The 15,205-nt window shown below is 36.7% G+C and carries 13 protein-coding genes and 1 pseudogene; all 14 read left to right on the top strand.

Annotation, left to right across the window (positions count from 1 at the left end):
- Positions 1 to 9: 9 nt before the first annotated feature.
- The 14 genes and pseudogenes from gap to IGJ52_RS08280 all read left to right on the top strand — a co-directional run bounded on the left by gap (position 10) and on the right by IGJ52_RS08280 (position 15,142).
- Positions 10 to 1,011 (top strand): type I glyceraldehyde-3-phosphate dehydrogenase, encoded by a 1,002-nt coding sequence (gap, locus tag IGJ52_RS08345; protein WP_002357093.1) that lies wholly within the window; start codon positions 10 to 12, stop codon positions 1,009 to 1,011.
- Between the two features lie 126 nt (positions 1,012 to 1,137).
- Positions 1,138 to 2,331, top strand: a complete 1,194-nt coding sequence (locus IGJ52_RS08340; RefSeq protein WP_002357094.1) for a phosphoglycerate kinase — start codon at positions 1,138 to 1,140, stop codon at positions 2,329 to 2,331.
- Positions 2,332 to 2,379: 48 nt separating this feature from the next.
- Complete coding sequence (gene tpiA, locus IGJ52_RS08335) at positions 2,380 to 3,135, top strand: triose-phosphate isomerase (RefSeq protein WP_002362045.1); 756 nt, start codon at positions 2,380 to 2,382, stop codon at positions 3,133 to 3,135.
- A gap of 131 nt (positions 3,136 to 3,266) precedes the next feature.
- A complete protein-coding gene (gene eno, locus IGJ52_RS08330) occupies positions 3,267 to 4,565 on the top strand; it encodes a phosphopyruvate hydratase (RefSeq protein ID WP_002357098.1) in 1,299 nt (432 codons plus the stop codon).
- 352 nt (positions 4,566 to 4,917) lie between these two features.
- Positions 4,918 to 5,742 (top strand): toll/interleukin-1 receptor domain-containing protein, encoded by an 825-nt coding sequence (locus IGJ52_RS08325; protein ID WP_002360036.1) that lies wholly within the window; start codon positions 4,918 to 4,920, stop codon positions 5,740 to 5,742.
- 16 nt (positions 5,743 to 5,758) lie between these two features.
- On the top strand, positions 5,759 to 7,120 hold the full coding sequence (locus IGJ52_RS08320; protein WP_002419683.1) for a deoxyguanosinetriphosphate triphosphohydrolase: 1,362 nt from the start codon (positions 5,759 to 5,761) through the stop codon (positions 7,118 to 7,120).
- A gap of 211 nt (positions 7,121 to 7,331) precedes the next feature.
- Complete coding sequence (locus IGJ52_RS08315; RefSeq protein ID WP_002357102.1) at positions 7,332 to 7,547, top strand: hypothetical protein; 216 nt, start codon at positions 7,332 to 7,334, stop codon at positions 7,545 to 7,547.
- A gap of 143 nt (positions 7,548 to 7,690) precedes the next feature.
- Positions 7,691 to 10,463 (top strand): annotated as a pseudogene (locus tag IGJ52_RS08310) (sigma 54-interacting transcriptional regulator).
- Positions 10,464 to 10,534: 71 nt separating this feature from the next.
- Positions 10,535 to 10,954 carry a PTS sugar transporter subunit IIA gene (locus IGJ52_RS08305; RefSeq protein WP_002389037.1) on the top strand — a complete coding sequence of 140 codons (420 nt, stop codon included), beginning with the start codon at positions 10,535 to 10,537 and terminating at the stop codon, positions 10,952 to 10,954.
- 11 nt (positions 10,955 to 10,965) lie between these two features.
- A complete protein-coding gene (locus tag IGJ52_RS08300; protein ID WP_002357106.1) occupies positions 10,966 to 11,436 on the top strand; it encodes a PTS sugar transporter subunit IIB in 471 nt (156 codons plus the stop codon).
- 15 nt (positions 11,437 to 11,451) lie between these two features.
- Complete coding sequence (locus tag IGJ52_RS08295) at positions 11,452 to 12,243, top strand: PTS mannose/fructose/sorbose/N-acetylgalactosamine transporter subunit IIC (protein ID WP_002357107.1); 792 nt, start codon at positions 11,452 to 11,454, stop codon at positions 12,241 to 12,243.
- Positions 12,224 to 13,057: a PTS system mannose/fructose/sorbose family transporter subunit IID gene (locus IGJ52_RS08290; RefSeq protein WP_438792024.1), complete on the top strand. Its 834-nt coding sequence runs from the start codon at positions 12,224 to 12,226 to the stop codon at positions 13,055 to 13,057. Before IGJ52_RS08295 ends, IGJ52_RS08290 begins: the two co-directional genes overlap by 20 nt.
- Positions 13,058 to 13,067: 10 nt before the next feature.
- The gene (locus tag IGJ52_RS08285; protein ID WP_325822458.1) at positions 13,068 to 14,144 is read left to right on the top strand and encodes an SIS domain-containing protein; all 1,077 of its coding nucleotides are present in this window, start codon (positions 13,068 to 13,070) and stop codon (positions 14,142 to 14,144) included.
- Positions 14,138 to 15,142, top strand: a complete 1,005-nt coding sequence (locus tag IGJ52_RS08280; RefSeq protein WP_002369188.1) for an SIS domain-containing protein — start codon at positions 14,138 to 14,140, stop codon at positions 15,140 to 15,142. The genes IGJ52_RS08285 and IGJ52_RS08280 overlap by 7 nt, the downstream gene beginning before the upstream one ends.
- Positions 15,143 to 15,205 lie beyond the last annotated feature (63 nt).

Genomic DNA, 15,205 nt, shown 5'->3' with positions numbered 1-15,205 from the left:
AAATCTTTAATGACAGTTAAAGTAGGTATTAATGGATTTGGACGTATCGGACGCTTAGCTTTCCGTCGTATCCAAGATGTAGAAGGAATCGAAGTAGTTGCAATCAACGACTTAACAGATGCTAAAATGTTAGCACACTTGTTAAAATATGACACAACTCAAGGCCGTTTCAACGGTACAGTTGAAGTTCACGAAGGTTCATTCAACGTTAACGGCAAAGAAATCAAAGTTTTAGCTAACCGTAACCCTGAAGAATTACCATGGGGCGAATTAGGCGTAGACATCGTTTTAGAATGTACTGGTTTCTTTACTTCTAAAGAAGCTGCTGAAAAACATTTAACTGCTGGTGCAAAACGTGTAGTTATTTCAGCTCCTGGTGGTAACGATGTACCAACAATCGTTTACAACACAAACCATGAAACATTAACTGGAGAAGAAACTGTAATTTCAGGCGCTTCTTGTACTACAAACTGCTTAGCTCCAATGGCTAAAGCTTTACATGACAACTTTGGTGTTGTTGAAGGTTTAATGACAACTATCCACGCTTACACAGGTGACCAAATGACATTAGACGGACCACATCCTAAAGGCGACTTCCGTCGTGCGCGCGCTGCTGCTGCAAACATCGTACCTAACTCAACTGGTGCTGCTAAAGCAATCGGCTTAGTAATCCCAGAATTGAACGGTAAATTAGATGGCGCTGCTCAACGTGTTCCTGTAGCTACTGGTTCATTAACTGAATTAGTTACTGTATTAGACAAAGAAGTTACTGTTGATGAAGTGAATGCAGTAATGGAAAAAGCTGCTAACGAATCTTATGGTTATAACACAGACGAAATCGTTTCTTCTGATATCGTAGGTATGACTTACGGTTCATTATTCGATGCAACTCAAACAAAAGTTATGACAGTTGGCGACAAACAATTAGTTAAAACTGTTGCTTGGTATGACAACGAAATGTCATACACTGCTCAATTAGTTCGTACTTTAGAATACTTCGCTAACTTATAAGATTTATTCTTATCATTAGTGAAATTTGAACAATTGTGAAATAATAAGCGGGGAAGCAACGCGCTTCTCCGCTTTCTTTTTTTAAAAAAGAAAAATCCTAAAATTGACAATACAGGAGGTCTACTCATGGCTAAAAAGACAATTAAAGATGTAGATTTAAAAGACAAAAAAGTCCTTGTCCGTGTTGACTTTAACGTTCCGTTAAAAGATGGCGTGATCACAAACGATAATCGTATCGTAGCGGCTTTACCAACAATCAAATACGTGATTGAAAATGGCGGAAAAGCAATTCTTTTCTCTCATTTAGGTCGTGTAAAAACAGAAGAAGACAAAGCTGGCAAATCATTAAAACCAGTGGCTGAACGTTTAAGCGAATTACTAGGTCAACCAGTTACTTTTGTTCCAGAAACACGTGGTAAAGAATTAGAAGATGCTGTTAACAATATGAAAGACGGCGACGTTTTAGTATTTGAAAACACTCGTTTTGAAGATGTTGACGGCAAAAAAGAAAGCGGCAATGACGCTGAATTGGGTAAATACTGGGCTTCTTTAGGCGATGTATTTGTCAATGATGCTTTTGGTACTGCACACCGTGCACATGCCTCAAACGTTGGAATTGCTTCAACTGGTATCCCAACAGTTGCTGGTTTCTTAATGGAAAAAGAAATTAAATTCATCGGCGAAGCTGTTGAAAATCCAAAACGTCCATTCGTAGCAATCTTGGGAGGCGCAAAAGTTTCTGACAAAATCGCTGTCATTGAAAACCTAATTGAAAAAGCCGACAAAATTTTAATCGGTGGCGGTATGGCTTACACATTCATGAAAGCACAAGGCTATAGTGTTGGTTTATCTTTACTTGAAGAAGATAAAGTGGACTTAGCAAAAAGCTTAATGGAAAAAGCTGGCGACAAATTAGTTTTACCGGTTGATACAGTTGTCTCTAAAGAGTTCAGCAATGACGCTCCTTTCCACACGGTTCCTTCAACTGAAATCCCAGATGATGAAGAAGGCTTGGATATCGGTGAAAAAACAATTGAATTATTCGCTAACGAATTACAAGGTGCGAAAACAGTTGTTTGGAATGGTCCAATGGGCGTATTTGAAATGAGTAACTTTGCCAAAGGAACAATTGGTGTTTGTGAAGCGATTGCTAATTTAGAAGACGCAACAACAATCATCGGTGGCGGGGACTCTGCTGCTGCAGCAATTCAATTAGGCTACGAAAATAAATTCTCACACATCTCAACAGGTGGCGGAGCAAGTTTAGAATTATTAGAAGGCAAAACTTTACCAGGTTTAGCTTCTATTAACGATAAATAATCAGTTTAAAAGACAATATTTTTAAAAAAAGAAAAGGATGTGCTTTTCATGCGCAAACCAATTATCGCTGGTAACTGGAAAATGAACAAAACTTTAAGCGAAGCACAAAGCTTTGCAGAAGCAGTCAAAAATGCTGTTCCATCAAACGACGTTGTTGACGCTGTGATTGGATCTCCAGCATTATTCTTAGCTCCTTTAGCTTGGAACCTAAAAGATTCTGAAGTGAAATTAGCTGCACAAAACTGCTACTGGGAAAACGCTGGTGCCTTCACTGGTGAAAACTCACCAGCTGCAATTGCAGATTTAGGTGTGAACTATGTGATTATCGGACACTCTGAACGTCGCGAATATTTCCACGAAACAGATGAAGATATCAATAAAAAAGCCAAAGCAATCTTTGCAAATGGTATGACACCAATCTTCTGTTGTGGTGAAACTTTAGAAACGTATGAAGCTGGTAAAACAGCGGAATGGATCGAAGGTCAAATCACTAACGGCTTAGTTGGTTTATCAAACGAACAAGTTGCTTCAATGGTTATCGCTTACGAACCAATCTGGGCAATCGGAACTGGTAAATCTGCAGATGCTAATATTGCAGATGAAATCTGTGGTGTTGTTCGTTCAACAGTTGAAAAATTATACGGCAAAGAAGTTTCTGAAGCTGTTCGTATTCAATACGGTGGTTCTGTTAAACCAGAAAACATCGCTGAATATATGGCAAAAGAAAACGTTGACGGTGCTTTAGTCGGCGGCGCAAGCTTAGAAGCAGATTCATTCTTAGCTTTATTAGATGCTGTAAAATAAGAAATCACTAACGGTAACGTTTTCTCAATGACTTTTGCAAAAAAATGTTTGCATAGTTTGCGAGAATTAACTACAATCATACATGAGGGAATCCCCTTAGTATAAATACAAACTCAAAGGAGAGACAAAACATGTCAATTATTACTGATATTTACGCACGCGAAGTCTTAGACTCACGCGGTAACCCAACAATCGAAGTAGAAGTTTACACTGAAAGCGGAGCTTTCGGCCGTGGAATGGTTCCTTCAGGAGCTTCAACTGGTGAATACGAAGCAGTTGAATTACGTGATGGCGACAAAGCTCGTTACTTAGGTAAAGGTGTTACTAAAGCTGTAGATAACGTAAACAACATCATTGCTGAAGCAATCATCGGTTACGATGTACGCGATCAAATGGCTATCGATAAAGCAATGATCGATTTAGATGGAACTCCTAACAAAGGTAAATTAGGTGCTAACGCTATTCTTGGTGTGTCTATCGCCGTAGCTCGTGCTGCTGCTGATTACCTAGAAGTGCCTTTATATCATTACTTAGGCGGATTCAATACAAAAGTATTACCAACTCCAATGATGAACATCATCAACGGTGGATCACATGCTGACAACAGTATTGACTTCCAAGAATTCATGATCATGCCTGTAGGTGCGCCTACATTCAAAGAAGCTTTACGTATGGGTGCAGAAGTATTCCACGCATTAGCTTCAATCTTAAAAGGTCGCGGCTTAGCTACTTCAGTAGGTGACGAAGGTGGTTTCGCTCCTAACTTAGGTTCAAACGAAGAAGGTTTCGAAGTAATCATCGAAGCTATCGAAAAAGCTGGCTATGTTCCTGGTAAAGACGTTGTTCTTGCTATGGATGCTGCTTCTTCAGAATTCTACGATAAAGAAAAAGGCGTTTACGTTTTAGCTGACTCAGGCGAAGGCGAAAAAACAACTGAAGAAATGATCGCGTTCTACGAAGAATTAGTTTCTAAATACCCAATCATTTCAATCGAAGACGGCTTAGACGAAAACGACTGGGACGGATTCAAAAAATTAACTGAAGTATTAGGCGACAAAGTTCAATTAGTTGGTGACGATTTATTCGTAACAAACACAACTAAATTAGCTGAAGGTATCGAAAAAGGTATCGCTAACTCAATCCTAATCAAAGTTAACCAAATCGGTACTTTAACTGAAACATTTGAAGCAATCGAAATGGCTAAAGAAGCTGGCTACACTGCAGTTGTATCTCACCGTTCTGGTGAAACAGAAGATTCAACAATCTCTGATATCGCTGTTGCAACAAACGCTGGCCAAATCAAAACTGGTTCATTAAGCCGTACTGACCGTATTGCTAAATACAACCAATTATTACGTATTGAAGATCAATTAGGCGATGTAGCTGAATACAAAGGCTTAAAATCTTTCTACAACTTAAAAAACAAATAATTCATTTAATGAATAACGCTTAAAGGGACAATTGGTTAATGAACCAATTCTCCTTATACTCGGACGTAAAAACACGCCTTTCTGCAAAGAAAGGCGTGTTTTTTTATATTTATAAAAATATTGAAAAAAATAGATTAGAAATAACTTCAACCGTACATCGTTCTATAATCACTTGTTTAAAAATAACAAAACATTAACAAAACAACATTATATTAAAATTTGATAAAACAAAATAATTGTTATTTTATAATTTTAGTATTGACTGGTTTCAGATAACGCTGTACGCTTAAAGAAATAGTATAGAATTTCACAAAAAATGAAAACACAAATTTAACTTGGAGGATGTTGAGTAGTGAGCAACGGGAAAAAGATTTTTATTAGTCATAGTTCAAAGGATCAAGAATATGTGGATGCGTTTATCCAATTGTTGAAAAAGTTTGGGTTTCGAACACAGGATATTTTTTATAGTTCCACTATTGAAACAGGTGTACAGCCAGGAGAATTAATTTTTGACACGATTAAAAGGGAGCTAACCAATCAACCTGTCATGCTGTATTTTTTATCTGATCATTATTATCAGAGTATTCCATGTTTAAACGAAATGGGTGCTTCTTGGATGCTATCAGATAAACACTATCCAATTGCGTTAAATAATTTTTCTATGAAAGATATGAAAGGTGTTATTAGCAGCGAGCGTTTGGCGATTGCGTTTAATGACAAGACAAGTACTAATGAAATAAACTGCTTATTAAAAAAGTTATCTCATGACACAGATGTACAAGCTGAACCAGATTTTGAACTAAACGTTGAGAAAAATATTCAGCCATTCCAAAATAAACTGACACAACTGATTCGGCAAGCAAGTTATTTAAAACCTGATGAAAAAGGATATTTTGAAACGACTCTTAGCACTCATCGTCCTGTGTATGGCACAGCAAAAGGGGTGTATGACTGTTTCAAATTACCTAGCTTAATTGAGCCTAAAAGCTTAGGGTTAGACACGCTATCAGAGGATGAAAGCCATTGGTTATTCTTTTTTCTTACGTGGGGAACTTTTCAAGAAGGCGAAAAAGTGCGGTTTAAATTGAAAAAGGATAAGGCGTATAACAATCGGGAATTTAGTGATATTGGTAAATGTAAAAATATTTACGTCTCTTATTTAGAGAAGGTAGAGTAATTGGAGGAGGTAATAAATGAAAATGAATTGGCGTCAGTTGGTTGGTACATATCGTATTTCTGATAATGGCAAACAATATCAAAATGACTGGTTAAATAAGCAAGTTGATTTAGCCCCAGAACTTCGTAAATCTTTTGATAGTGACTATCGTAGAGTAATTAAAAGTGATGCATTTAGACGTTTACAAGACAAAACACAAGTTTTTCCTTTAGAACGTAATGATTTTGTAAGAACGCGTTTAACGCATAGCTTAGAAGTGGCAATGCATAGCAGGGATATACTTAGATTAGTTATTTCACAGTTGAACGAACGAAACATTGAGGTTATGGAATTATCAGAATGCTATCGGTTGTTAGAAACAGCTGCATTAATCCATGATATTGGCAATCCCCCTTTTGGACATTTTGGGGAAGAAGCCATTCGTATTTGGTTTGAAAAAAATGGTCCTTTGTATGCTTGTTGGTCTGATTTTTCGGAGCAACAACAAAATGATTTTCTTAACTTTGAAGGAAACGCTCAAACCATCCGACTTTTAACAAAACTACATCATGATAATGGGACTTCTAAAGCAGGAATGAAACTAACAGCCACGACATTAGATACAGTTATCAAATATACGGCATCTTCAGATCAATTAAATAAGCAACAGCTTTTGTCTAAAAAAGTTGGCTATTTTTACTCGGAAAAACAAGTCTTTAACGCCATTAAATTTGCGACAGGAACACAAAATAAGCGACACCCATTAGTCTTTTTGTTAGAAGCTTCAGATGATATCGCCTATACTTTTTCAGATATCGAAGATGCCTATAATTATGGTTTATACAGCTATCAAGATTTAAAGCAGTTTGTTGATGCGCAAACAGGAACAAAAAAATTTTTAATGTTAGAAAAAGATAAAACAGAAGAAGCTACCTTACAAGAATTTTTGAGAAAGACACAAAGGGCTGTTTGTCAAAGCGTAGCGAAAAATTTTGCTAATCATTATGACTTAATTATGAGAGGTATCTATCATAATGAAATTATCATTGAAGATTGTGATGAAGTGAAATGCTTTCAGGCATTAAAAAACTTTTCTAGAGCCTATGTTTTTCAAACAAAAACAATTTTGGATCAAGAGGTATTGGGCTTCAATATCATCAATCGTTTACTAGATGAATTTGTTCCAGTCGTACTAAAATACGAAAAAGTTTCCATGAATAAGTATGAGGAGCGAATCTTTAATAATATTTCGGAAAGCGCGAAAGCGTTGTATAGAAGAGAAGCAAAGAACGCTACAGAAGCAGAAAAAGACTATTATCGTTTGAAAATGGCGGTGGACTTTGTATGTAATATGACGGATGGATATGCCAAAAAAGTTTATGATACATTATTCACTTAAAATTTGAGAAAAAGCTTCTCAGCGGTTGCCGCCGCTGAAGAAAACTAGTTCAGTGCACAGGCTGATCGTTTCAGTAAAAATTTTAAAGATGCTAGTAATTTCACTGAAAATCGGGTACACTAAAATTAGCTAGTGTAACTAGCAAAAAAGGCAACTGGAATAGATAGGTTGTGCTGTCTATGAAGGGCTTTGTTTGTCAGGTGGTGCTGACATGCAAAGTGCCTTTTTTCTTTTTCTCAACATTTTAAGGACAAAAAACGATTGCAACATGTCACAATCGCTAACCTCGGAGAAAAAGGAATTTTTCTCCAATGGCCATTTCGATAACCTGTTGTGTGTTTCGAAACATTCAGAACGGTGGTGCGTTCTTTCAGTGCCTAATTATCCAATTCGTTTCTTGTTCCTCTATTTACAGTATACTGAATGAAAGCCTATTCTGCAATGATAGAATCAGGTTCCTGTGATTAAATAACATAAAAAATGGGCTCCTTATATAAAGAAAAATAACAAAAGAAATTTTGAATATTGACGTTTTTTTTAGGTACGTTATGATAAATGAGAGGTGATTTTATGTTAAAAACGCAAATTGTTGATTATTTACGCAATCAAACAGCTTTTTTTGAACCATCTTTAGTCAGTGAAATTTTCACAGCAAGCAATATTGCAACGACATTTTCTATCAAACGAAATACAGCTAGTCACTATTTAAATCAGTTAAACGAAGAAGGAATTCTAGTTAAGATCAATACACGACCAGTTTACTTTTTTCATAAAGAAGCGTTTCAGCAACAAAACTATCTTTTAAAAAGAACTGTTTATCAAAGTTTCCAAGAAATGATCGATGAACAGCCTGTTTTTGATCGCAAAAGTGATTTTTTTCAGTCGGTCATTGGTTATCGCGGTAGTTTAGCCCAGACCATCGAACAATTAAAAATGGCAGCGCTTTATCCAGGCGGTGGATTGCCTGTCTTAATTACAGGTGAAAGTGGTACGGGTAAAAGTTTTTTAGCATCCTTATATTATCAGTTTTGTCTTTCAAAAGAACTACTTGACGATTCAGCACCTTTTGTAACAGTTAATTGTGCGCAATATGCCAACAATCCAGAGCTTTTAACTAGTCAATTATTTGGACATCTTAAAGGCGCTTTTACGGGAGCAGATTCCGATAAAATTGGGGCCTTTCAAAGTGCAGAAGGGGGCGTTTTATTTTTAGATGAAGTTCATCGTTTGAGTCCTGAAGGGCAGGAAAAATTGTTTACATTTTTAGATCAGGGTATTATTTATCGAATGGGTGAAACCAATCGGCCCATTCCTGTTACGTGTCGGTTGTGCTTTGCCACAACTGAAGAAATTTCTAGCACCTTTTTAACGACATTTTTAAGACGAATTCCTATTCAAATTAAAATCCCAAGTCTTGCTGAACGCACTCAAGCGGAAAGAAAACAATTAATTATGCGAGCATTTTATGAGGAACAGCAAGCTATTCAAAAAGCAGTTACTATCACGCCACAAGTTATCCAACTTTTAGAAAACCACCATTATGTAGGCAATGTAGGTGAATTAAGAAATAATATAAAAATTATTACTGCACGCAGCTTTGCCGCCAATCTTGATAAACGTGTTATTCCAATCACTTTGCACGATCTACCGAAAGAATTTCTGGATCAATCAATCAAACTAGCTCCTGATGAAAATGAATTGCCTATTCGTTTAGATGAGCAAACAAATCTGGTTAGTTTGTTAGAGGAAACAGAGCTTGCGCAAAGAAGAATTATCCAGAGTTATGAACGAATCCTTCGTCTTTATGTCTCTCACCATCATCATCTTTCCACTGCTAATAACGACATCTCGAAAGAAATTGAACGCTTATTCGATGATTTATTATTTGAAAAGAAGCGAGAGAAAAATCACGAAATGCTATTGTTTATTACGCAAAATATCCGTCAATTATTGGAAACGATTGAATCGTCTTATCAAATTCGGTTTAATGGCAGTTTAGTCTATGCATTAAGCACCTATCTGTTTCAACGAAGATGTATTGATTGGTTTCCAGAAAAAGAACCTACAACAGTCATTGACGAACTTTTAACAGAAGTTCAAACCAAATTAGCAACTAGTTATGGCTACGCTGAACAACTGTTAACTTTAGTGAAACGTTCATTAGATATTGAACTATCCCAGATGGATCGAATTATTGTCACCATTTATCTTCACTATTCGGGTTCAGTAAAGGAAAGTCACTATCCGAAAGCGGTGATTGTTGCCCACGGATATGCCACAGCAAGTAGTATTGCGAATGTTGCAAATCGGCTGTTAGATGTGCCAATTTTTCAATCGTTTGACATGCCGTTAGATGTTACTCCCAAAAAAATTTCCGAACACTTAATTCACTATATGGAACGTCAAGAAACGAGGAATGGTTTAGTAATTCTTTTTGATATGGGTTCATTGAAAGAAATTTATCAGTATTTTCCGGCAGAAGAAGAAGGTCCTTTTTTATTAATGAATAATGTGACAACAAGCTTGGCTCTGTCTATAGGAGAAGCCATTAAAGACGAAGTTTCTTTTGAAGAATTGCCCCAAAAAGCGTTAACGGTTCATCCAAATGAATGGGAAATCATATTACCTGAAAATAAAAACGGAACGTGTCATTTTAACAACGTGTAGTACCGGAATTGGCACAGCCGTTAAAATTAGAGATTTACTTGGAAAAAGTTTACCTGCGGAAGCACAATTAAAGATTATTCCTTGTGAATATAATCAATTACGTAATGCAGAGTCGATCAAAGAAAGTTTTCCAGAATATGAGATTGTCGGCATCATCGGTACAAACAACCCGTCTTCAAATGACCTCCCGTATATCTCTTTAGAAGAGTTGATTGCAGGAAAAGGAATTACGACCCTTTTAGAATGGACAAAGAGAGAATTAACTAAAGATATGCTGTCCTATGTAAATCATGAGTTGATTCGTAACTTTTCATTAGATCGGGTCATTCAATCAGTGACGATTTTAGATACAGAAAAAATTATTCGACAAGTAGAAGTCTTTTTAATTCAATTAGAAGAGCGGTGGCAACAAACAATTCAAAATGATCGTAAATTAGCGGTATATGTCCATGTCAGTTGTTTAATTGAACGATTAATCCGGAATGAACCTATTGAAAATTATAATGGCGCTGAACAACTAAAGCAGTGTCAAAAAACGGTCTTGCAAGAGTTAAAAGAGGCGTTTAGTGTCATTGAAAAAGTTTATAGTGTCAATATACCTGAATCGGAGCTTTTTTATGTCTATGATGTGTTGTTTGGAAAAACGGAGTTTAACAACGCAGAAAGCGATTTTTAAAATAAAAAGGAGGGAGTGCCACTTTTTTGGCACTCTTTTTGCTATATAAAGAAGTAAGTGAGGTGAAGAAAATGGAACGTAAAATTATTCTGGCAACACATGGTAATTTCGCTGCAGGGATTCAGACATCATTAGCTTTAATTTGTGGTGAAACAAAGAATGTGGAATGTCTTTGCGCTTATATGGAACAACCTTATGATTTAGCCAAGACGGTCAAAGACATTTTAAAGAACAATCAACAAAATGAATTAATTGTGATTACAGACCTATTTGGCGGAAGCGTGAATAACGAATTCTTTAATTATGTGGGGAAACAAGCAATGCATTTAATTTCAGGATTAAATTTAGCAACGTTAATTGAAATATATACCCAAATAAATACTGTTGATTCATTAGTTGATTTAGTAAAACGTGCCGTTGAAAACGGACAAGAAAGTCTTTGTTATTGTAACGAGTTATCTAGTAAAGAAATTTTAGAAGAAGAATTTTAGGAGGAAATGAAATGATTAAATTGTTAAGAGTCGATCATCGCTTGTTACATGGTCAAGTGGCTTTTTCATGGACCCAAGGCTTAGGCGCCGATTGTATTTTAATCGCAAATGATGACGTACCTAAAAATGATATTCGAAAAACAACCATTAAGCTAGCTAAACCAGCAGGAGTAAAACTGGTCATTAAAACGATTGAAGATGCGATTGCCGCACTAAAAAGTGGTGTTACAGAAAAATACAAACTTTTTATTGTAGTTGAAAGTGTGGAAGATGCTTATCGATTGGCTACTGCTTATCCAGAAATAAAAGAAATTAACTTAGGAGGAATGAAAGTAAGGGAAAATACTCGAAACATTTCTAAAGCAATTAATATCACACCGGATGAAGAAAAAATGGTTAAAGAATTGGTCGCAAATGGTTGTGAAGTTGAAATTCGACAAGTCCCAAATGACAAAAAAGTAGCAGCATTAAATGTCTTGTAGAAAGGAGAAATAAAAATGATAGGACAAGCGATTCTTTTAGGTTGCATCGCTTTTATTGCGCAGTCGGAATATGCTTTAGGAACCTCGTTGCTTTCAAGACCAATTGTAACCGGTTTATTTGTCGGAATTGTATTAGGTGATGTCAAAACGGGCGTAATCATGGGCGCGACCTTAGAGTTAGCTTTCATCGGTTCTTTTTCAGTGGGCGCATCAATCCCACCTGATGTAGTGACTGGTGGGATTCTTGGTACAGCGTTTGCTATTACTGCTGGCGCAGGAACAGAAACAGCCTTAGTCTTAGGCTTGCCAATCGCAACGTTAACGTTGATTCTTAAAAATATTTATTTGGGTTTGCTCATCCCAATCATGAGTCAAAAAGCTGATCAGTATGCTGAAGAAGGAGCATATAAAGGGGTGGAGCGCATGCATTTACTTGCAGGCTTTGGCTTATCGTTCATGCTAGCGCTCATTGTAACTATTTCATTTGCCGTGGGCAGCAACACCATTAAAGGCTTACTTGATCTGATCCCTGAATTTATTCAACATGGGTTGTCTGTTGCAACGGGGATTATTCCAGCGCTAGGATTTGCGATGCTTGCACGCTTACTGATTAACAAACAAGTGGCGCCATATTTCTTTTTAGGTTTTGTCTTAATGGCCTACTTTAAGTTACCTGTAACAGGAGTAGCAATTTTGGGTGCCATTACAGCAGTAATTGTTGTGAATATCATGAATTATGCCAAAGGAAAGAATGAGACAATACAAACAACAAGTGGGGAGGTAATTGATGATGACGAAGACTTCTAAAACTAAGACAGAAAACTTAATTACAAAAAAAGAACTTAATCAAGTCTTTTGGCGTTCATTTCAAATGGAATTTTCATGGAATTATGAACGTCAGATGAATATGGCTTATGTCTATGCCATGATCCCTATTTTAAAGAAATTATATCCTCAAAAAGAAGAGATGGCGGCAGCTTTAAAACGGCATCTTGCTTTCTTTAATACTACGCCGCATATCGTGACGTTTATTTTAGGAATTAATGCTGCAATGGAAGAAGAAAATGTTCTGGACGAAAATTTTGAAGTTGGAACAATCGATAGTATTAAAACCTCGTTAATGGGACCTTTAGCTGGTTTAGGTGATTCCTTTTTCTGGGGAACCTTACGCTTGATTGCAACAGGTGTTGGAACTTCGTTAGCTTTACAAGGGAATGTGTTAGGGCCAATTCTATTTTTACTCATTTTTAACGTCCCCCATGTGATTGTTCGTTATTTACTGAATCGTTGGGGCTATAAATTAGGAACTGGTTTTCTCAAAAAAATTCAAGCAAATGGCATGATGGAAAGTCTCACATTAGGCGCTTCAATAATTGGTTTGATGGTGGTAGGTGCTATGACCGCCTCCATGATTGATTTAACTATCCCGATTACAATCAGCGGAAGTGGCAAAAATGCAGTCACGGTTCAAAGTATCTTTGACGATATCATGCCTAAATTATTACCGCTTGCATCTTTTGGTTTTGTTTTTTATTTATTGAAAAAAGAAGTAAAACCTTTAGTGATTTTAGGTGGCATGGCAATTGTCGGAATTCTTGGCTCATTAATTGGTCTATTTTAGGAGGCAAAATATGAAAACGATGCTGGATTATATAAATGAGGAGCAAGCAGCTCTAACTCAGATTCTTAACCAATTTCAATTAACTGATACAGACGTTTCAAAGGTCACGCACTGTCTAATTTTAGCAACTGGCTCGTCACATAACGCTTGTCAGGCGGCTAAAGTTTACCTTGAAGAAGTGGCGCCTATTTATGTGGAAATCCAAGAGCCGTTCAATTTTGCTCATTATGGCAAAGTGGATGATCGGTTTGATCTGGTCGTAGCGGTTTCGCAAAGTGGTAAAAGTGCTTCAACAATTGATGCCATTGCAAAAATTAAAAACCAAACGTCTGTAAAAACAGTGGCCTTGACAAGTGATGTCACCAGCCCGATTACGGAGGTTGTGGATGAAGTCCTGGATTTAAAAATGGGGCTTGAAACAGTTGGTTTTGTCACAAAAGGCTATACGGCAACACTTTTAAATTTATTTCTATTTGGTTTGAAACTGGGCTATCAAAAGTATCAATTAACAAAAGTAGAGGTTGAAGAAGAATTAGCAAAACTTGCCAAAGCAATTCAGGAAATCGATTCGGTGATTTATAAAACCGAACAATTTTGGCAAAAAACGAAAAAAGAATTAACAGAGGGGACACGATTTATCGCAATTGGTTATGGGCCTAATATTGGTACGGCAAAAGAGTTTGAGACGAAGTTTACAGAAACAGTTCGCTTACCTTCCCAAGGATTTGAAGTCGAAGCCTATATGCATGGGCCTTATCTTGAAGCGGATACTACACATCTTTTGTTTTTTATTGAAAATCAAAGTCCTATTCAAGCACGTAGCCAAGCCTTGAAAAACTATCTAGCCAGTTATGTTGGCCAATGTTACACAATTACAACGCGTTCAACGAGAGCATCAAATACGTTAGAGTTAGCAAGTGATGTCGAAGAAAAAATTAGTCCTTTATTATTAGTTATTCCATTTCAATATTTGGCGTATCAAGTAGCTACAAGTAAAGGAATTGATTTATCTCAACGGATTTTTGATGATTTTGATTGTGTCCTAAAAAGTAAAATAGCAAAGAAAGAGGGAAATCAGCCATGTTAAAATTTAATGAAGAACAACAAATCAAAGACATACGAGGTGCCTTAGCCTTGCGTTCAGATGTTGAAAAAGTTGTTGATCAAGTTTGGACGAAAGGATTTGATGCGGTCTATTATTTAGGAATCGGCGGTACTTATGCTTCAGCCATGCAAGCAGTTACTTATGCGAATGGAAAAAGTAATTTACCAATCTATGTTCAACATGCTGCTGAGTATTACACAACAGGCAATAAACGTTTAACAGAAAAATCATTCGTCATCTTGTCTTCCGTTACTGGGACAACACAAGAAGTGGTGCAAGCCGTTCAAGAAATCAAAAAGGTCGGCGCAACGTTATTTGGTTTTATCGATGCAAAAGACAGTCTTTTAGCAGATTTATGTGATTATGTGGTGACTTATCCAGCCCCAGGAACTGAGCAAATCAAGTTCTTTATGGTAGCTGATCGTTTAATGCAAAAAAACAACGAATTTACAGATTACGAAAATTATTACCAAGAATTGGAAGAATATTTGCCTACAGGTTTAGCTGAAGCCGAAAAAAGTGCCGATGCGTTTGGCTTAGCTTTTGCGGAAAAACATCGTCATGATAGCATTCACTATTTTATTGGCGCAGGAAACCAATGGGGAGCGGTCTATTCTTATGCAATGTGCTATTGGGAAGAGCAAAGTTGGCTTCGTTCAAAATCAATTCATGCAGCAGAGTTCTTACATGGAACGCTAGAAATTGTAGATGAAACTACGCCAGTAACGTTGTTTATTGGAGAAGACGAGCAGCGACCATTGGCAGAACGAGTAGCAAAATTATTGCCGAAAATCTGTGCCAATTATACAATTATTGATTCGAAAGCGTATGAACTTCCAGGAATTAGTGAAAAATATCGTGGTCGAGTTGTTTCATTTCTCCTAATGCATGCGGTAACGCAACGAATTGATGCGCATGTAGAAAAATTAAATTGTCACCCATTAGAGATTCGTCGTTATTATCGTCAATTTGATTACTAAGACAAAATAGCCTCTTTTTCCAGTAAGCCTGTGGTAGACTGAAGAGAGAATACTTCAGAAAGT

Origin of the sequence: Enterococcus sp. DIV1758 (assembly GCF_051711985.1) — a bacterium.
Taxonomy (GTDB): domain Bacteria; phylum Bacillota; class Bacilli; order Lactobacillales; family Enterococcaceae; genus Enterococcus; species Enterococcus faecalis.
The sequence above is the reverse complement of the archived record's forward strand: the minus strand, read 5'-3'. Positions and strand labels throughout refer to the sequence as shown.